Here is an 18,399-nt window from a genome sequence, read left to right on the forward strand (position 1 = left end):
ATACGTATAAAAGCCTTTCAGCCGGGCGCTGTCCTTTCTAAGGTGCGCTCGCTTTTTTGGATTGGGGAGTGGAATGGACGGCTTCTTTGACGCTGCGACTACGGTCAGCGATTTCCTCTGGGGGGGTACCTGGGGCGATCAGCGCATCCTGCCCGTAGGCATTATCACCATCGCCCTTTTGGGCACGGGTCTCATTTTCATGCTGCGTCTCGGCTTCCGGCCGCTGCGTCGCCTGTTCCCGGCTTTCGGCGAGCTGTGGTCCGGCCGTAAAGGCGGTGGCGAAGGTGAGATCACGCCGTGGCAGGCGCTCTCGACCGCGCTGTCCGGCCAGGTCGGTACGGGTAACCTCGCCGGTGTGGCCACCGCGATCACGCTGGGCGGCCCGGGCGCGATTTTCTGGATGTGGATCACTGCCCTGTTCGGCATGGCTGCGGCCTATGCCGAGTCCAGCCTGGCGGTGCGCTATCGTGAGAAACACCCGGACGGCCACTTCCACGGTGGTCCGATGTACTACATCAAGAACGGCCTGGGTAAGCATTGGGGCTGGCTCGCCGTTCTCTTCTGTATCGGTACGATTTTCTCCGCTGTCGGCACGGGCGGCATGATCCAGGCCAACTCCATTACCCAGTCCGCTGTCGAGGCGGGCCGTTCCATGGGCGTTGTGGTGCCCAATTGGAGTGTCGGTCTGATCATCGGTGCGCTGGTCTTCATCGTCATCATCGGTGGCATCAAGTCGATCGGTAGCGTGGCCGGCAAGATCATCCCGTTCATGGCCGGCGCCTATATCCTTGCCGCCCTGTTCGTGATCGTCACCCATATCGAGTTCATCCCGAACGCCTTCATGCTGATCATCGGTGGTGCTTTCGGCTGGGAGCAGGCCGGTGGCGGTCTGGCCGGCTACGGCGTCCTTGCCGCGATCCGCGCCGGTGTGGCGCGCGGCCTCTTCTCCAACGAGGCCGGTCAGGGTTCCGCCCCGATCGCGCACGCCGCCGCTCAGACCAAGAACCCGGTCAAGCAGGGCGAGATCGCCATGCTCGGCGTGTTCATCGACACCATGATCATCTGTACGATGACCGCTCTGGTGATCCTGGTTGTGCAGGGCGCTTACCCGTCCGGTGACGGCACCACGGTGGAGTATGCCTGGCAGTCGACCACGCTCGAAGCGTCGGCCATCACCACGGCGGCCTTTGCCGAGGGCATGATGTATGGTGCCTGGGTGATCCTGGCGGCGCAGGCCTTGTTTGCCTTCACCACGATCATCGGCTGGTCCTACTATGCCGAGCAGTGCCTGACCTACATCACCGGCGACTGGGCGGCCAAGCCGTTCCGCTTCGTCTGGGTGGGTGTGGCCTTCGTCGGCACGCTGATCACCAATGTCACCGGCCTCTGGCGCTTCGGCGATATCGCCAACGCGTCCATGCTGCTGCCGAACGTGGTGGCGCTGCTGCTGCTGTCCGGGGCTGTGGTGGCCTACACCAAGCGCTTCGACAAGACGGGCGAACTGCCGCCGAACTGGGCGGGCGACGTCTGGGGCACGCAGGAGTCGACGGAGGAAGAACTCCAGTCCGGCCATGCCAATGTCGATGGCGAAGCCACGGCCAAGGACGACTAGGTCCCGGCCTGATTGATCAAGGAAAAGCCCCGCCGGTTCCGGCGGGGCTTTTTCTTTGCCGTAAAGGCGATAGGCGTCGCTACAGGCGTCGGCCGATAAACAGGGAGCAAAACATGCCGATAAGAATGCCGATCATATCGGCGACGACATCGGCCCAGCTCGCGGTGCGGCCGACCAGATCCGTGGCCTGGACCAGCTCGATGAACAGGCCGAACGCCATCAGGAGCGCGGTCTGGAGGATATGGGCCCGGCCGGGCCAGCCGATCCGCATCAGCACGGTCAGGGTGAAAAAGGCCGCGATATGCTCCAGCTTGTCAAAGCCGAACAGGTCCGGCTGCGTGGCATGACCGGGCTGAAACGCCAGGTCGAGCACCAGGGCACTGGTGGTCAGAAACAGGACACGGCCGGCCCATCGCAGTCCCGCATCTGGACGGCGGGCTTGAGTGTTTTTAGGTTCCGTCGACATCAAACAGGACCGGGCTCCAAATGACGCATTTCCTTGACGATCTCGACATTTTGACGAAACCGCGCAGTGACTGGACGCGCGAAACGGCGGGCGAGATCTATCGCGCGCCGTTCAACGATCTGATCTTTGCAGCCCAAAGCGTGCACAGACGGTGCCACAAGGCCAATGAAGTCCAGACCAGCCAGCTGCTGTCGATCAAGACCGGCGGCTGTGCCGAGGATTGCGGCTATTGCAACCAGTCGGCCCATTTCGACACCGGCCTGAAGGCCTCCAAGCTGATGCCGCTCGATGATGTGCTTGAGGCGGCGCAAAAAGCCAAGGATGGCGGGGCGACACGGTTTTGCATGGGCGCAGCCTGGCGCGATCTGAAAGCGCGCGATGAAGACGCGATCTGCGACATGATTACCGGCGTCAAGGCGATGGGTATGGAGACCTGTGTCACCCTGGGCATGCTGGCCGATGGTCAGGCTGAAAAGCTGCGTGAGGCGGGGCTGGATTACTATAATCACAATCTCGATACGGCGCCGGAAGACTATGGCCGGGTGATCTCGACCCGCACCTATCAGGACCGTATCGACACGCTCGACCGTGTGCGCGGTGCCGGCATCCATGTCTGCACCGGCGGTATTGTCGGCATGGGTGAGGATGAGGCGGCCCGGATCGGCCTCCTGACCGAGCTGGCGGCGATGGATCCGCATCCGGAAAGCGTGCCGATCAACCATCTCGTCGCCGTTCCCGGCACGCCGCTGGGGCACAGCAAGCCGCTCGACGGCATTGATTTCGTGCGCACCATCGCGACGGCACGTATCCTGATGCCGAAATCCATGGTCCGCCTGTCGGCTGGCCGCGAGGGTATGAGCAAGGAGCTGCAGTCCCTGTGCTTCCTGGCCGGCGCCAATTCGATCTTCGTCGGCGAGGAATTGCTGACCACGCCAAACCCGGAAAAGCACGAGGATTTCGACCTGTTCAAAACGCTCGGCATCGAGCCGATGCAGCTGCCGGCGGAATAGGGAGCAAGGCTGATGGATAAGCTTGGTGCACAGGCTGTTGTGGCGCAGCTCGCCGGCTGGGACGCCGTCGACGGCCGCGATGCCATTCGCAAGGTCTATAAGTTCGCCGATTTCAACCAGGCCTGGGGCTTCATGAACCGGGTGGCGTTGAAGGCCGAGCAGATGGATCATCACCCTGAATGGTTCAATGTCTACAACACGGTTGATGTGACGCTTGCGACCCATGATGCCGGTGGCGTGACCCAGCTCGATCTCGACCTGGCCAAATTCATGGATGCTCTGGTCTAGGGCTGATCCCTAGTCGGAATGGATGATGATCATCCCCAGCAGGACATCAGCGCCCTGCTGGCCCAGCGTCATGTCGGTGGCTTCCTGCAGCAGGGCCGCGATGCGGTCTGCATCCGGCACCTCGCCGTACTGGAAATAATTCCCGGTATAGACGCTCATCGCCGTCACATAGGCATTGCGCAGGCGCGGCATGTAGCGTTCGACGCGGCGGCGCAGCTGGTAATCCTCGACCTCAAGCCCGGCCTCGATCTGCAGGATGCCGCGGGCGCGGCGATTGGCCTGCACCGTCGCGGTCAGCGGCGGCAGCGGCATATAGCTGTCCGAGGAGGTGATGCTGCGATGCCGGGCATCATCGCTGCCACTGTCGGAAGGCGGCGGGGCCAGGGCGGCAGCGGGCAGCGCACCGGCCGTCAGGGCCAGCGCCAAGGCGCAGAACAGGGAACGCAACAGGGTCATGCGTTCTGGCTATCACAGACCCGTAAAGGAAGCGTTGGCGCGGCTCTGGCGCGTGATCAGTGGATCGAGGTGATCCGGACCCAGCCCTCGCGGCCATTTTCCAGCTGGCTGAAACGGTCGGCGCAGATGCGGTCGATCGCAACGTGCAGATACCAGTCCGCCTCACGACCGCGCATCGGTGTGTAGACGCCGTGCCAGTAATCTTTCACGCCCTCATACTCGGAATGCCAGATCGCATCGACGGCCTCGACATGCCCGGAGAAGATGCCGCTCTCCTTGATGATGGCGAGTAATTGCTGCCCCTGGGCGCTGATCTGTGTATCGACGACTTGGCCTTCGCCGATGCTGGAAAAGCGGGGATGGTTTCGCATACCCGCGCTGATGGCGACATAGCGGACCTCGCCATCATCGGGGCGAATAATACAGGTCATCAGCGGCGAAACCCGTACGCTTTTGAGCGCGAACTCGATGACATCGAGATAGGACGGGTCGGAAAGCAGGGCCTGGATGCGGTTTTCAAGGTTCGCCTTGGGCTCTGCGCTTCCGCCCTCGATGCGCGAGATATAGGCCTGGCTGACATGCAGCAGATCGGCCAAGGTTTCCTGCTTCAATCCCGTGCGACGGCGAAAGGCCCGTAATTCAGCACCCCAATTCATACTCTCGTTCCCCATTTCCCCTCATTTAATCGAAAGGATACAGGGGGTTGTGAGGTGTTCCTAGCAAGCGATGCACGCCCCGCGCGCATATTTTATTGATCCCGCTTCCCGGTAGCCAGGAGGCGCCTTTATTGCTGCCGGGGCGCAGCGGGATGCTGGACGCTGGCCCTTGGGGCGGGCTAGAACCGGTTGACCATTGCCCAGCAAGGATCTCCGCATGTCTTTTGTCGACAGCCTGCTTTACTTCTTCAGCGCCTATATTCTCAATTTCCTGGTCTGGATCATCATCATTGGTGTGGTGATGAGCTGGCTGATCAATTTCAATGTGATCAATACCCACAACCAGTTCGTCTCGACGATCTACCGCATCACCAATGCGATCACCGACCCGCTGGTGCGGCCCATCCGCCGTTTTGTGCCGCCGATTGGCGGGATTGATTTCTCGGCTCTGATCCTTCTGTTCGGTATCTACTTCCTGCAGGTCGTGATCATTCCGGCGCTGGCCCGCGCCTTCTAGAGGCCGGGTCCGGCTTTACGGCACAAGCTTGGGGGCAAAGCGAATGAGTGCTGAGATTATCGACGGCAAGGCCGTCGCCGCGGAAATTGATGCCCGGGCCGGAGAGGCCGGGGCCCAACTGGCCAAGGCCTTGGGCCGGGCGCCCTGCCTAGCGGTTGTCCTGATCGGCGAGGACCCGGCCAGCCAGGTCTATGTCCGCAACAAGGTGCGCCGCACCGAGGCGGCGGGACTGACCTCGATCGAGATCCGTAAACCGGCCGGGGTGAGCCAGGACGAAGTGATTGATATCGTCCGCACGCTCAACGCCAATCCCGATGTTGACGGTATTCTGGTGCAATTGCCGCTGCCCGATCACATCGATGCCAATGCGGTGATTGAAACCATCGACCCGGACAAGGATGTGGACGGGCTCACCGAAGCCAGTGCCGGACGGCTGGTCTTGGGCAAGCCGGGTCTGCGGCCGTGCACGCCGACCGGCTGTGTCGACCTGGCCAAGCGCACGCTCGGTGATCTGTCTGGCAAATCCGTTGTCGTGATCGGCCGCTCCATCCTGGTTGGCAAACCCGCCGCCCTGTTATTCCTGGAGCAGAATGCCACGGTTACGATCGCTCATTCGCGTACCGCCGATCTGCCGGGGCTGGCGCGCAGCGCTGATATCCTCGTACCGGCGGTCGGGCGGCCGGAAATGGTCCGCGGCGACTGGGTCAAGCCGGGCGCCTGCGTGCTCGATGTCGGTATCAACCGTATCGATGCGCCGGAGCGCGGTGAGGGCAAGACGCGTCTGGTTGGCGATGCGGCGTTTGACGAAATCGTCGGCCATGCCGGCTGGATCACGCCGGTCCCGGGCGGGATCGGTCCGATGACCATCGCCATGCTGTTGCGCAACACGGTACTCGCCGCAGCCTTGCGCAATGGGCTGAAGATTCCCACAGGTTTATAAATATTCGAACTTTCCTCCCAGCGTAAACGGTTCGATAACGCAACGCTAATATCATATGAGCGAGGGAGGAGTTCATGCCGGGACAGGCGCTCAAAGTGCTGCATGTCGAAGACGACTTTGCCGACGCGATGCTGGTTCAGCATGCGGTTTGCGAAGCCGGGGATTTCGATATTGCCTTTGAAGTCGCGCGGACGCTGAAAGACGCTCAGCGCAAACTGTTACGTGAGGCCTATGATCTTGTCCTGCTCGATCTGCGCCTGCCTGACAGCGTGCACCCGATCGACACTTTGGAAACGGCCCAGGACTGTGCCGGTGAGACGCCGCTTCTTGTCCTCTCGGGCTCGATGAGCGTTGATGATGTTCATCTGCCCGATGATGTGGCGCGCCTGGACAAGAATGAGAGCTTCCGTTGCAAGAAGGGCGAGGCGCCGGTGCACCTCGCCAGCCTTATCCGTGATGCGGCGGAATCTGCCGATATCCAGACCATTTAAGCGGTTTTCGCTTCCCAGGGCGCGCCTGGCGTCGCACCATCCCCATTCCCTATTTGCTACGGAGAGCCGTCATGCGCAGCGCTCATGAAATCGATTACAAGATCGTCGGTGAGGATATCCAGTTCGTCGAGATTGAGCTCGATCCCGGCGAGAGTGTGATCGCTGAAGCGGGCTCCATGATGTACAAGACGCCCATCGTCGAGATGGACACCATCATGGGTGACGGCTCGGAGAAACATAAGGGTTTCCTCGGTGCCCTGGCCGGCGCGGGCAAACGCATTCTGACAGGCGAAAGCCTGTTCATGACGATTTATACGCATCAGGGGCAAGGCAAGGCGCACACCGCCTTTGCCGCGCCATTCCCGGGCACGATCATCCCGGTCCATCTGCCCGATGTTGGTGGTGAGCTGATCTGTCAGAAGGATAGTTTCCTGTGCGCCGCCAAGGGCGTCGCGGTCGGGATTGCGCTGCAAAAGCGGATCATGACCGGCCTGTTCGGCGGTGAAGGCTTCATCATGCAGCGGCTCGAGGGCGATGGCTGGTGCTTTGTCCATGCCGGCGGCACGCTGGTTGAGCGCGAGCTGGCTGCCGGAGAGGAAATCCACGTCGATACCGGTTGTGTCGTAGCCTATACCGCCGGTGTTGATTTCGAGATTGAGCGGGCTGGTAACATCAAATCGATGATCTTCGGCGGCGAGGGTGTGTTCTTTGCCCATCTCAAGGGGCCCGGAAAAGTCTGGCTGCAGTCCATGCCGTTCTCGCGCCTTGCCGGGCGTATCCTGGCCAATGTCCCTGTCGGCGGATCCGGCCAGGGCGAGGGCTCGGTACTGGGCCCGATCGGCGACATCATGCGCGGCAGCTGATCTGCGACAACCGTGCAGTTGACAGTCATTCGCAGAACGCGCATAAAGATGAGACTGAGATTAGTTCGCATCTAAGACCTGTCTGCACCGCATGTATATCTGCATCTGCAACGCCCTTCGTGAGAAGGATCTGAAGTCCGCCGCCGCCGCACCCAATGTGCGTTCGGCTGCGTGCGTCTTCAAACAGGTCGATGCGCGCCCGCAATGCGGTCGCTGCCTTCCCGATGTCGCTGAAATGGTGTCTTCGGTTGAAATCCAGCGCGCTGGCGAAAGCGGCTCCGCAGCCTAGTCTGCAAGCGATTTCCACTTGCAAACATAATGGTTGGCGCGATTTCAGAACGCCCTAATTTAACGCTCGCAGCAGTTGTGAAAGGCATGCGACCATGAAGGGCGATCCCAAAGTCATCGAGTATCTCAACGGCGCACTCAAGCTCGAGCTGGCCGCCGTGAACCAGTATTTCCTGCACGCGCGGATGTTCAAGGATTGGGGCCTCGGCAAGATTGCTGACATCGAGTACGAGGAATCGATCGACGAGATGAAGCATGCCGATGCGCTGATCGAGCGGATCCTGTTTCTCGAAGGCCTGCCCAATGTGCAGGACCTGGCCAAGATCTATATCGGCGAAACGCTGAAGGAGTGCCTAGAAGCTGACCTCAAGGTCGAGCACCGGGCGCACCCCTACTACATTGAGGCGGCGGCCTATTGCGAAGAGGTCAAGGATTACGTCACCCGTAAGCTCTTCACCGATATCCTCGCCAGCGAGGAAGATCATATCGATTTCCTCGAAACCCAGCTTGGTCTGATCGAGAAGATCGGCGAAGAGCGGTATATGCAGTCCCAGATGAAACCGGGCGAGCACGGCTAGCGCTGCGCGGCCGCCGGTCCGGTATCGGTGGCAGACGGAGCCGGCAGGGCGATCTGCGCCAGAACAGGCCGGTGGTCGGCATAACCATCGGCCTCGCGCCGGCAGTAATTCTCTTCCAGGAAAGCCAGCTGCGAGATTGCATTCCATTGCTTGGCGGTGCCGGCAAGGAAGACGAAATCGAGCATGTTCTGATAGCGCGGATTGCACTGGGTTCCGGTCGCCGGGCAATTGTCATTGGCCATACAGATCGGCTGCGGCCAGGAGGCCACACCACCGCGGGCAAAGATCGAGAAGGCCCGGTTGCCGCCCTGGCGGGCGCCGCGGAAGTCGAAATCAAAATTGAAGTCACCCAGCGCGATGATGGCGAGGTCCTGGTTCTCCTCGATCCATTCGCGCAGCCGGCGCGACTGGCCCTGGCGGACGGTTTCATTGCCGCGGTTGAAGTGGACATTGACGAAGGCCAGTTCCTGTCCGCTCCAATTCGTCGCCGTCATCAACAGAGGCCAGCGCGAGCCGCCGACCTCTTCCAGCTCGACAATGGAGACATCCTGGAAGGCCTCGGCCAGGTAGATAAAGGCCAGGTGGTCACCCCACTCGCTGCCGCGCGTGCCGAGTTGTCCGGTATAGCTGAAGCCGGTGGCCTCGTTCAGGGCTGACACGAAGAGGTCAAGGGTGGCCTGGTCCTCTACTTCCTGCAGCGCCCAAAGGTGCAGGGGGGAAATCCGTGTCAGATCGGTGGCGACGAGTTCCGGCTGGGTGTCGACATCGCTCTCGACATTGAAAGTTGCCAAGCTCAAGCTTTGAGCCCAGGCCGTGCTGCCCCAGAAAAGGCAGAGCGCCGCGAGGAGAATACGCATGATGAAAGTCCTGATCTTGCCCTGGACCTTCCCCTACTATGGACACTTGAAATTGCAATAAGCGATTTAAACTAAAGGCAAATTTGAAACCACCGCGAGCATGTGGCGCCAGATGTCGCGCTCTGATTGCACCGACGGGGAGACATAGACGTGAACCATTCCGATCTCGATCAAGACACCCAGGACCGGCTCGACGCGGCCGCCTTCCGCCGCCTGCTCGCTCATCTCGATGCGCGCAAGGATGTGCAGAATATCGACCTCATGATCCTCGCCGACTTCTGCCGCAACTGTCTGGGCAAGTGGTACAAGGCGGCGGCTGACGCGGAAGGGCTGCCGGTTTCCGACGAAGAGGCCCGCGCCCGCGTCTACGGCATGCCCTATGCGCAGTGGAAATCCGAGCACCAGACACCGGCCAGCGACGCCCAGATGGCCGCCTTCAAGGCGCGCAAGACCTCGGCCTAGAAACACCCCGCAAAAACTGCGTCTAACCCGCGCCATTGTTCGCACTGGCCTGCGCTGTATAGTCAGGCCCTGATTGATGCGTGGGCGATGTCCAGCGAGGGAATAGTCATGATGCGTTGCGGGTGGGCGGTCCTGGCGGCTGCCGCGATCGCTTTTTGTGTGTTTGCTGCGCCGGTCGGGGCGCAATCCGGTCCGGGCGCTGCGCCGATTTTCCAGCCCGGCGCTCCCGGTCAGCCGAGCCGACAGATCAGCCGTGAGGAATCCCTGGAGCTCGGCCAGAGCCGTTATGTCGCCGCGGATGTGCGTTTCATGCAGCACATGATCGTGCACCATAACCAGGCCGTGGAGATGGGCGATCTGGTGGCCGGCCGCACCGAGAATCCCAGCGTGATCGGCATGGCCGAGCGGATCGCTCTGACCCAGGCTTCGGAAATGGACATGATGCGCACCTGGCTGACCCGCCGGGGCGAGTCGACCGCAATGGATATGTCCGATCATGCGCATATGGACCATGGCGAGATGGACCATTCCGACATGGATCATTCCGCAATGGATCATGCGGCCATGGGGCATGGCAGCGACCATGAGGCGCTGTCCGATGTGCCGCTCATGCCCGGCATGCTGTCGCCGCGGCAGATGGCCGAGCTGGCTGCAGCCAGTGGCGAAGGCTTCGACCGGCTCTATCTCACCGGCATGATCCATCATCACCAGGGCGCGATCGATATGGTCAACGCCCTGCTCGCTGAACCCGGCGCGGCGGAGGATCCGGAAATGTCCGGGTTCGTCTCTGACGTCATCACCGATCAAACCACTGAAATTATGCGTATGCGAGCCATGCTCGCAGAGCTCGGCTAGGGGAGGCCCTTCATGATTAAACGCTTCAAGACATCGACATCCATTCTGGTCCTGGCAGGCCTGATGGCGGCTTGCTCGCCGGCGAGCGAAGAGGGGGCTGAAGAGACCACCACCGCGGCCGAGGCCGTGCCTCAGACCCGCGAAGGCCTGGCGCCGGGTCTTTGGGATGCGGAAGAAGCATCGTCCAACATGCAGCTCGTCCACCATGTCCGCACGCCGGAAGCTTTCGCGCAGCCGAACGCGCTGTGGGCCCCGGCTGTCGAGCGCGCCCTGTGGCAGGCCATGGCGGCCGGTGAGGAAGTCGAGCGTCCGCCGAGCCCGATCTCCTTCGCCAACACCGATCTCGCTTTCACCGGCAATCGCGTGGTGATGGGCAATTGGCACGGTTTCAACGTGTTCGAGACCTCCGCCGATGCGGCCCCGGAGCTCATCCTCTCGGTCGTCTGTCCGGGCGGCCAGGGCGATGTCAGCGTGCACGGCAATCTGGTTTTCCGTTCCGTCGAGGATAATCGCGGCCGTCTCGATTGCGGCACCGGCGGTGTCGAGGGCGATGTCAGCGACGAACGTTTCCGCGGTGTGCAGATCTTCGACATTTCCGATCTGAGCAATCCGCGCCAGGTGGCTGCGGTGCAGACCTGCCGCGGCTCGCATACCCATACGCTGGTTCCCGATCCGAGCGATGAGGGCGTACTTTACATCTATAACTCGGCCACGTCGGGCGTTCGGGCCGGCGAGGAGCTGGACATTTGTTCCTCCGGTCAGCCGGACGAGAACCCGGAAACGGCGCTCTATTCCATCGACGTGATCCGTGTCGATCTGAGTGCTCCGGAAACGGCGGAAATCGTCAATCGCCCGCGCATTTTCGCGGATCGTGAAACCGGTGAGATCAACGGCTTGTGGATGGGCGGTGCCCTGGAAGAGGGTGGCCAGGAAAGCGCCGTGACCAATCATTGTCACGACATCAATGTCTATCCGGAGCTCGGCATCGCTGCCGGTGCCTGCTCGGGGAATGGCATCCTGCTCGACATTTCCGATCCGGCCAATCCGTCCCGTATCTCGGAAATGTCCGACCCGAATTTCGCATACTGGCACGCGGCCATTTTCAACAATGCTGGTGACAAGATCGTCTTCACCGACGAGTGGGGCGGCGGTCTCGGTGCGCGGTGCCGTCCGGAAGACCCGGAAAACTGGGGCGCCAATGTCATCGCCAACATCACCGAGGATGGCCTGGAGCGACAGTCCTATTACAAGATCCCGGGCAATCAGACCGCGGTCGAGAATTGCGTCGCGCACAACGGCAATCTGGTGCCGGTTCCGGGCCGCGATATAATGGTTCAGGCTTGGTATTCCGGCGGTATCTCGGTGATCGACTTCACCGACAGCGCCAATCCGGTGGAGATCGCTTGGTTTGATCGCGGCCCGCTGTCCCCGGATGAGCTTTATCTCGGTGGTTACTGGTCGGCCTACTGGCATAACGGCCAGATCTACGGTCCGGAAATCGTCCGGGGTCTGGATGTGCTACAGCTGACGCCGTCCGAGCACCTGACCGAAAACGAGCTGGCTGCGGCCAATCTAATCCGCTTCGAGGAAGCCAATCCGCAGTTGCAGGAGAGCTTCCAATGGCCCAATGAGCCGGTTGTGGCACGGGCCTATCTCGACCAGCTGCGCCGTGGCGATACCGACGGAGCCCTACTCGACACCGTCGATGCGGCGATCGCGGCCTGGGAGGGCGGTAATGCCGCTGATGCGGCGTCCGCTGCAGCTGCGCTGAGCGCTGCCGGTGAAGCTGCTTCCGGCGCCGACCGTGCCCGTCTTGTGGCGCTGGCCGGCGTGCTGGCTGAAGCGGGCTAAGCGCGAGTGATTTGCGGGCCGCTTTGGCGGCCCGCCATTTCACCTAGCGAGACAGGTGGGCGCCGTCCGCGCAATGGGCGTGATAGCCTTCCAGATTGAGCGCATCCATGCCGATCTCGGCGCGGAATTCATCGATCCGGGTCTCGTCCACGACCTCACCGAAATCAGCGCGGCCTTCGCTGCACATGATCTGTGTCGCATAGCGCTGCGGGCGGCCCTCAGCGCGCTCACGGCGATCATACATGGCCGCATAATGCCAGGGCGTCAGCTCTTCGCGTTCCACGGCTTCGCGGATCAGCGGCAGGATGGAGCCGGCGAAGTCGGCATCCCACTGGGTCATGCCCTGTTCTTCGTCGAAATACTGGCCATGCTGAGCGATATACCAGGCTGCATTCTGGGCCTCGCCCGAGAATTCCGGCGGGCTCGGCCAGCCGTGCAGGGCAACGATTTCCTTCAGGCGAGCCTGGTTTTCAATATCACCTTTGAAGGTGATCGTGCCCATCAGCGTCTGCAGGCAGGGCATCATATGGGTCTGGAAATAATCGCCGCATATCGCTTGCGGGTCGTGCAAGAGGCCGCGTGACCATTGGTCCACCCGATAGCGTTCAATCAATTCCTCTGACAGGCAGGCGCGATCATTATCGGCACAGTCAAAGGCGGCGATAGCGGCCGCCTCGGCGTCATATCCGGCATTGATCCGCTCAATCATTTCCGCCGGCCGTTCCTGGCCCTGCATGACCTGGACCTGTGCGAATGCGCTCGCCGGAACAGCCGCGATGAGGGCTGCACCGGCAGCCAGAACGATAGTATTCAGTCCCATGGAATACCCCTTCCACTCCTGGCCATCCGGACATCTGGGACCGGATAAGCCTTTACCGGGGCGTAGCTATTCCAAAGCGCCGCACGAGTTGCAAATGAGCAATTCTTAAGGCCGGGGTAGCGCTTTTGTCAGGTCGCCGAGGAGAAACGCGCGAGCGCGAAGGCCTACGCGGAGTGGAAAGAGAGGTTCCAGACCACCGCCGCGCCCGAACAATGGCATCATTCGAGGCGCGGCGGACGTCTTAGATCGTCGGTTAGAATTTCCGCGTCAGCATCACATAGCTGTAAACAGGATCGCTGCCGGTCGGCGCGTTCGGTGCGTTCTCGGCGAAATCGCCACGGCGCAGGGTTGCGGCTCCCGCTTCAAGCGGGAGCTCCCGCGGCCGAATCCACCACTGAAAGCGTGTGTCGATTACGAAGCCGATACGGTCGCCGGAGGTGCCGGACGAGTCGCGAAGCCGAGCCGGGCCCCAACGGTCCGTATCGGAGGCGAGCCGGGCTTCCTCAGCGAGTATGCCGAAATTCACAGGTCCGTTTCTGACCTCCAGCCGAACGCCGGCTGTCACTAGATTCTGCCGCGAAAGCGGGCCGAAAATCCCGGTTTGACCGAAGTCAAAACGGCGTCCGCCATAGAGGGTATCGAACCGGTTCCACTCGTTGTCGAGCGGATCGTCGTCGCCGCTCGCCCAGGCAAACTGGCCCGACAGGCGCGGTTGCCAGGGGGCATCGAAAGTGTAGCCGACAGCGGCGTGGATCGTTCCGGCGCTCACATCGAACGTGTTGCCGCCCGACGTGTATTCGCCGAACTGGTAGATGCCTTCTAGGTCCATATCCACCTGGCCGACGCCCTTGGGGCGCGTGAGGCGAATGCCCGGGGTGACGACGTCCGATCCGGGGTCTTCATGGAGGCCGAGGACGTAAAACTCGCCCGTAACGTTATTGCCCAGCCCCGAGCGCGTCATGTGCACGCCCCAGAAATGCGTTCCCCAGGCGGCCTCATCGGCCTGCGCGGTATTGTCAAGAAGCGCCGCGCGGTCGCGCGGCTGCGCGGTGACCGGGATCGTATAGAAGGCTCTTACAGTGGTGTTTTCACCGGCTTGGTGCTGAACACGTACGCCATCGAAAACATTAGGCCAGTTGCGGAAGGAGTTGGCGACCGAGAGCCGCTGCGAGCCGAGCCGGCTCGTGAACCGGCCGACACGGACACGCGTGTTCTCGCCCGCCGTGAAGTCGGCATAGGCCTGCAGGATTTCGGCCGTGTTGATGGCCGAAGCCGAGAGGACGCCGCCCTCGTCGGTAAGGAAACCACGCGCGTCGAAGGCTTCAATACCGACCGTCACCGGCCCGGCATCAAACTCGGCCAGTGCGCGGATAACCGTCGACAGCTGCTGATCGGATCCGTCGCGATTGGCGCGGTAGGCATCGCTGAGATGCTCGTAGCGTGCGCGGGCAGAACCGGAAATTCGAACCGATTCGGCGCCGTCTTCCGCGACCATCGCGCCGGCATTCGCCGGAAAAGAGAAGGCCAGCGAGAGTGCTCCGGTGAGGAGCCATCGGGTATTGAAAGACATTGACACCACCATATCCAATAGGAGGCTTGTCAGTAGGTATTAATGGTGAATGCACATTAAACACGCGAGTATATATAAGTGCAGGATGTGTATATTTTATGCGAGACGGGTTTGGGAGAGTATTGATTGGGGTGTCGCAGGGGATCGCTTCAGGGCTGTGCTCATTTATAAAATATGTATTTGTCTTATTTTGAGTGTGGTTTGCAGAATTTCGCTGATCGATACTATTATCGGTTTAAAATCAACGATATATGTATTTTAATGGAGGGGCCCTGGCCTCAAGTCTAAACGGCCCCGTTAACCAAACTCGAACTTCGCCAATGGCTTTATGGGCGGCAGATATTCGTGCTTATGGAGGCCCAGATGCGCTTGGAAACCCGGCTGTTTGCCGGAGTCACCTTCGGTATGGCCGCCGCCGCGGCAGCCTGCTTTGCCGTGTCGATGTGGTTCGCCTCGACCGTCCAGTCGGAAAACCTTCGATCCCTGCTGGTCGCTGAATCAATCAGTGTGCAAGGGTCCATCGATGCGCAGGCACAGCGGGCGACGAGCATGGCCCAGCTGGTTGCGACCATGCCCCCGGTTATTGAAGCGTTTGAGACGCGCGATCGCGACGCGCTGGCCGCGATGACTGTGCCGGGCTTTGATACCTTGCGCGAGCAAGAAGGCATTGCGCAGTACCAGTTCCACCTTGAGCCCGCGACATCCTTCCTGCGCGTGCACCGTCCGGCCCGTTTCGGCGATGACCTGTCCGGCTTCCGCCATACCGTCGTTCAGACCAATCGCACCGAAAATTCCGTCAGCGGGGTCGAGGTCGGCGTCGCCGGTCTGGGTATTCGCGGTATCCAGCCGGTCTTCTCCGGCGGCCGGCATATCGGTTCGGTCGAGTTCGGCATCTCGATGAATGACGCTTTCGTCGACGCTCATACCGAGCGGACCGGCACGATGATCGAAATTCAGAGATTCCAGAATGGCGAGGCGACGCTCATCGGTTCGAGCCTGCCGGACGGCTTCGAGCTGTCCGCCGACGACCGGGCTGCGGGATTCCGCGAAGATACGATCATTCCGCGCATTTCGCTCGGTGGCGTACAGCACGCCATGCTGATCCATCCGCTTCGGGACTTTTCCGGTAATCCGGTGGGTGTAGTCGTGATCGCTATCGATCGCACGCGGCTCGACTCCAACTACCGGACCTTCCTCACCGTGTTCGGCATTTTGTGTGTGGTGATCTTGATCGCCGGGCTTGCGCTGGCCTGGGCCATGAACCGCTCTTGCGTCCGTCCGCTTGTCTCGCTCAAGCAAACGCTGGAAGCGCTTGGCCGCGATGAAACCGGCGTTGAAATTTATGGTGTCGGCCGCAAAGACGAGATCGGCGAGATTGCCGGCGCCGTCGAGGACATCAAGCAGAATACGATCCGCAAGGCCGAAGAAGATCGCCGCCGCGACGAGGAGCGCGCCCAGCGTCAGGCTGAGGAGCGCAAGCAGATGATGACGGAGATGGCGGTCGATTTCGAATCCGCTGTCGGCTCGATCGTGACCAGCGTCGCCGCAGCTTCGAAACAAATGGAGCAAGCTGCACGCGGCCTGACCCAGTCGTCGGCCGAGACGTCACGCAAGGCATCGACTGTGTCGAGCTCGTCAGACGAAGCATCGGCGAATGTGCAGACGGTCGCGGCTGCTGCCGAAGAACTCGCAGCGTCGATCTCGGAGATCAGCCAGCAAGTGGTGCGGTCGAACTCGATGGCCGATCAAGCGCGCGGGCAAGCATCCGACACGGTCGCGAAGGTGAGCGAGATGTCCGAAGTGGCGCAACGCATCGGCGATATCGTCACGCTGATCCAGCAGATCGCCGAGCAGACCAATTGCTCGCTCTCAACGCGACGATCGAAGCCGCGCGCGCTGGCGAAGCGGGCAAAGGTTTCGCGGTGGTGGCTGACGAAGTGAAGTCGCTCGCAGACGAAACCGCGAAGGCAACGACCGAGATAGCGACACAAATCTCAGAGATCCAGACCGCCTCTTCGGAGTCCGCGACATCGATCAGCGAAGTCGCGAAGAATATCGAGGAGCTGACGGAAGCCGCCACCGCGATCGCGGCTGGCGTCGAAGAGCAAAGCGCTTCGACCCGCGATATCGCCCAGAACGTCCATGAAGCCTCCGGCGCAACCTCCAAAGTGGCAAGCGCGATCGGCGATGTAATGGCGGAGGCGACGAGCTCAAGCGCTTCCGCCGAGCAGGTTCTCGCATCTGCATCTCAGCTGGCGGCCCAGTCGGACGAGCTGTCGAAAGCTGTTGAGCAATTCCTCAGCGCTGTCCTGGCCGATGATGAATCGGCGGCGGCGTAAGCCGCCGCTGCCTAGCCCCCGAAGTCGGCGGCGCTATGGCGCTCGAGCAGCTGCGTCGCCTCATCGCCCCAGGCCTTGTTGACGCGTACGCCGCGCTTGACCGCCGGGCGCGCCGCCAGCTGTTTCGCCCAGCGCTGGACGTTTTTGTACTCATCAACGGAAAGGAATTCGGCCGCTTCATAGAGCAGGCCGCGGGCCAGGCCGCCATACCAGGGGAAAATCGCCATGTCGGCGATGGTGTAAGTCTCGCCGGCAATGAATTCGCGCTCCGCCAGGGCCCGGTCGAGCACGTCCATCTGGCGTTTGACCTCCATGGCGTAGCGATTGATCGGGTATTCGAATTTTTCAGGCGCATAGGCATAGAAATGCCCGAACCCGCCACCGAGGAAGGGCGCGGACCCCATCTGCCACATCAGCCAGTTGAAGACCTCGGTGCGTTCCGCGCCGGAGGCCGGCAGGAAAGCGCCAAACTTCTCTGCCAGGTGGACCAGGATGGAGCCGCTTTCAAAAACATGTACCGGCTCATCGCCGCTGCGATCGAGCAGGGCCGGAATTTTCGAATTCGGGTTGATGTCGACAAACCCGCTGGAGAACTGGTCACCCTCGCTGATATTGATCAGCCAGGCATCGTACTCAGCATCCGTGATGCCCTGTTCGAGCAATTCCTCGAACAGAATGGTTACTTTCACCCCGTTTGGCGTTGCCAGCGAGTATAGCTGGAACGGGTGCTCGCCGACCGGCAGTTCCTTTTCATGGGTCGAACCGGCAATCGGCCGGTTGATGCTGGCAAACTTGCCGCCGCTCTCATTGTCCCAGGTCCAGACTTTCGGTGGCGTATACGTCGTATCGGTCATGACAATCCCCGTTAGCGTTGCAAATGAACCTAAGCAGTGAACCGCGAAGTTCAACGGGTCGGTGAACGCGCGGCCCGTTCACGATGGCGTGTGAAGCGCCCTTCCGCCCGCCATCCCCCGGATGACCGCTGTGCGGCCACCGGGGGATAGCGTTTGGAATTAGACCCCGGTCGGCTCACGCGCCGTGGGGTTGATACGGCGATGGTGTTTCATCGAAAGTCTCCCTTTCACATCCATCAAGACAAGGGTTCTCGCCCGCACGGCTTGCGACCGTTCGAGAGGAGAGGATGTGCGGGATGCCGGCCGTGCCGGAATCTCAATGTGTTTAAGTGCGTGGCATGATCTGACATCCCGCACGCGGAGCTTTCCCGGAGCGTCTCCGCCCCGTGTCCAACCGGGAAGGTAAAGACGGTCGGTTTTAGTGCCGCCCGGACCTTCCCGACGCCCTGCCGGAGATGGATACGCGTCACCGCACCCACCGCGGACAGGCTCCGCTGGCGCCCGGGCCCTGATGACGTGGCCACGGCCTCTCATCCCGGGAGCTGAGGGGGATTATGGGGGCAAGTGCGAGGGTGAGGATAACCCCTCCCTCTCCCCCTCCGGGGAGAGGTCCCGCGCAGCGGGGG

At 61.4% G+C, this 18,399-nt stretch carries 21 protein-coding genes; 14 read left to right on the forward strand and 7 right to left on the reverse strand.

The annotated features are described in order from the left end of the window. The first annotated feature begins 73 nt into the window (after window positions 1–73). Window positions 74–1,612 (forward strand): alanine/glycine:cation symporter family protein, encoded by a 1,539-nt coding sequence (locus Q1V57_RS11310; RefSeq protein ID WP_300530740.1) that lies wholly within the window; start codon window positions 74–76, stop codon window positions 1,610–1,612. A gap of 79 nt (window positions 1,613–1,691) precedes the next feature. Here Q1V57_RS11310 and Q1V57_RS11315 read toward each other — a convergent pair whose 3' ends face one another. Then, on the reverse strand, window positions 1,692–2,078 hold the full coding sequence (locus tag Q1V57_RS11315) for a VanZ family protein (protein ID WP_300530743.1): 387 nt from the start codon (window positions 2,076–2,078) through the stop codon (window positions 1,692–1,694). 20 nt (window positions 2,079–2,098) lie between these two features. Between Q1V57_RS11315 and bioB the strand changes: the two genes are divergently transcribed. Together bioB and Q1V57_RS11325 are read left to right on the forward strand one after the other, a co-directional pair. Then, window positions 2,099–3,088 (forward strand): biotin synthase BioB, encoded by a 990-nt coding sequence (bioB, locus tag Q1V57_RS11320; protein ID WP_300530746.1) that lies wholly within the window; start codon window positions 2,099–2,101, stop codon window positions 3,086–3,088. A gap of 12 nt (window positions 3,089–3,100) precedes the next feature. Further along, window positions 3,101–3,376: a 4a-hydroxytetrahydrobiopterin dehydratase gene (locus Q1V57_RS11325; RefSeq protein WP_300530748.1), complete on the forward strand. Its 276-nt coding sequence runs from the start codon at window positions 3,101–3,103 to the stop codon at window positions 3,374–3,376. Window positions 3,377–3,385: 9 nt separating this feature from the next. Here the strand turns inward: Q1V57_RS11325 and Q1V57_RS11330 are convergent, their stop codons facing one another. Together Q1V57_RS11330 and Q1V57_RS11335 are read right to left on the reverse strand one after the other, a co-directional pair. Next, the gene (locus Q1V57_RS11330; protein ID WP_300530751.1) at window positions 3,386–3,832 is read right to left on the reverse strand and encodes a hypothetical protein; all 447 of its coding nucleotides are present in this window, start codon (window positions 3,830–3,832) and stop codon (window positions 3,386–3,388) included. Window positions 3,833–3,888: 56 nt separating this feature from the next. Next, complete coding sequence (locus tag Q1V57_RS11335; RefSeq protein WP_300530754.1) at window positions 3,889–4,488, reverse strand: helix-turn-helix domain-containing protein; 600 nt, start codon at window positions 4,486–4,488, stop codon at window positions 3,889–3,891. Window positions 4,489–4,705: 217 nt separating this feature from the next. Here Q1V57_RS11335 and Q1V57_RS11340 point away from each other — a divergent pair, with 217 nt between their 5' ends. The 6 genes from Q1V57_RS11340 (at window position 4,706) to bfr (ending at window position 8,165) form a co-directional block, all read left to right on the forward strand. Further along, window positions 4,706–5,005, forward strand: coding sequence for a YggT family protein (locus Q1V57_RS11340; RefSeq protein WP_300530757.1), 300 nt, complete (start codon window positions 4,706–4,708; stop codon window positions 5,003–5,005). 43 nt (window positions 5,006–5,048) lie between these two features. Continuing rightward, a complete protein-coding gene (gene folD / locus Q1V57_RS11345; protein WP_300530760.1) occupies window positions 5,049–5,945 on the forward strand; it encodes a bifunctional methylenetetrahydrofolate dehydrogenase/methenyltetrahydrofolate cyclohydrolase FolD in 897 nt (298 codons plus the stop codon). A gap of 74 nt (window positions 5,946–6,019) precedes the next feature. After that, the gene (locus Q1V57_RS11350) at window positions 6,020–6,436 is read left to right on the forward strand and encodes a response regulator (RefSeq protein WP_300530763.1); all 417 of its coding nucleotides are present in this window, start codon (window positions 6,020–6,022) and stop codon (window positions 6,434–6,436) included. A gap of 71 nt (window positions 6,437–6,507) precedes the next feature. After that, complete coding sequence (locus Q1V57_RS11355) at window positions 6,508–7,299, forward strand: TIGR00266 family protein (RefSeq protein ID WP_300530766.1); 792 nt, start codon at window positions 6,508–6,510, stop codon at window positions 7,297–7,299. Window positions 7,300–7,390: 91 nt separating this feature from the next. Then, a complete protein-coding gene (locus Q1V57_RS11360; protein ID WP_300530769.1) occupies window positions 7,391–7,588 on the forward strand; it encodes a (2Fe-2S)-binding protein in 198 nt (65 codons plus the stop codon). A gap of 94 nt (window positions 7,589–7,682) precedes the next feature. After that, the gene (bfr, locus tag Q1V57_RS11365; RefSeq protein WP_300530772.1) at window positions 7,683–8,165 is read left to right on the forward strand and encodes a bacterioferritin; all 483 of its coding nucleotides are present in this window, start codon (window positions 7,683–7,685) and stop codon (window positions 8,163–8,165) included. On the opposite strand, the gene Q1V57_RS11370 is transcribed toward bfr, so the two are convergent. After that, window positions 8,162–9,022, reverse strand: coding sequence for an endonuclease/exonuclease/phosphatase family protein (locus Q1V57_RS11370; RefSeq protein ID WP_300530775.1), 861 nt, complete (start codon window positions 9,020–9,022; stop codon window positions 8,162–8,164). The two genes, bfr and Q1V57_RS11370, sit on opposite strands and share 4 nt — an antisense overlap. A 150-nt stretch (window positions 9,023–9,172) precedes the next feature. Between Q1V57_RS11370 and Q1V57_RS11375 the strand changes: the two genes are divergently transcribed. The 3 genes from Q1V57_RS11375 to Q1V57_RS11385 all read left to right on the forward strand — a co-directional run bounded on the left by Q1V57_RS11375 (window position 9,173) and on the right by Q1V57_RS11385 (window position 12,190). After that, window positions 9,173–9,484, forward strand: a complete 312-nt coding sequence (locus Q1V57_RS11375; RefSeq protein WP_300530777.1) for a DUF1244 domain-containing protein — start codon at window positions 9,173–9,175, stop codon at window positions 9,482–9,484. Between the two features lie 108 nt (window positions 9,485–9,592). Then, window positions 9,593–10,339, forward strand: coding sequence for a DUF305 domain-containing protein (locus Q1V57_RS11380; protein ID WP_300530780.1), 747 nt, complete (start codon window positions 9,593–9,595; stop codon window positions 10,337–10,339). A 12-nt stretch (window positions 10,340–10,351) separates the two neighbouring features. Further along, window positions 10,352–12,190, forward strand: coding sequence for a hypothetical protein (locus Q1V57_RS11385; protein WP_300530783.1), 1,839 nt, complete (start codon window positions 10,352–10,354; stop codon window positions 12,188–12,190). Window positions 12,191–12,233: 43 nt separating this feature from the next. On the opposite strand, the gene Q1V57_RS11390 is transcribed toward Q1V57_RS11385, so the two are convergent. Both Q1V57_RS11390 and Q1V57_RS11395 read right to left on the reverse strand, forming a co-directional pair. Then, the gene (locus tag Q1V57_RS11390) at window positions 12,234–13,010 is read right to left on the reverse strand and encodes a DUF6624 domain-containing protein (RefSeq protein ID WP_300530786.1); all 777 of its coding nucleotides are present in this window, start codon (window positions 13,008–13,010) and stop codon (window positions 12,234–12,236) included. Window positions 13,011–13,263: 253 nt separating this feature from the next. Then, complete coding sequence (locus Q1V57_RS11395; RefSeq protein ID WP_300530789.1) at window positions 13,264–14,580, reverse strand: alginate export family protein; 1,317 nt, start codon at window positions 14,578–14,580, stop codon at window positions 13,264–13,266. Window positions 14,581–14,943: 363 nt separating this feature from the next. Between Q1V57_RS11395 and Q1V57_RS11400 the strand changes: the two genes are divergently transcribed. Next, a complete protein-coding gene (locus Q1V57_RS11400) occupies window positions 14,944–16,521 on the forward strand; it encodes a methyl-accepting chemotaxis protein (RefSeq protein WP_300530792.1) in 1,578 nt (525 codons plus the stop codon). Further along, entirely contained in the window at window positions 16,440–16,919 is a 480-nt protein-coding gene (locus tag Q1V57_RS11405; protein ID WP_300530795.1) for a methyl-accepting chemotaxis protein, read from the forward strand. Before Q1V57_RS11400 ends, Q1V57_RS11405 begins: the two co-directional genes overlap by 82 nt. An 11-nt stretch (window positions 16,920–16,930) precedes the next feature. Here Q1V57_RS11405 and yghU read toward each other — a convergent pair whose 3' ends face one another. Beyond that, window positions 16,931–17,773 carry a glutathione-dependent disulfide-bond oxidoreductase gene (gene yghU / locus Q1V57_RS11410; RefSeq protein WP_300530798.1) on the reverse strand — a complete coding sequence of 281 codons (843 nt, stop codon included), beginning with the start codon at window positions 17,771–17,773 and terminating at the stop codon, window positions 16,931–16,933. Between the last annotated feature and the right edge of the window lie 626 nt (window positions 17,774–18,399).

Source organism: Maricaulis sp., from assembly GCF_030149425.1.
Lineage (GTDB): Bacteria > Pseudomonadota > Alphaproteobacteria > Caulobacterales > Maricaulaceae > Maricaulis.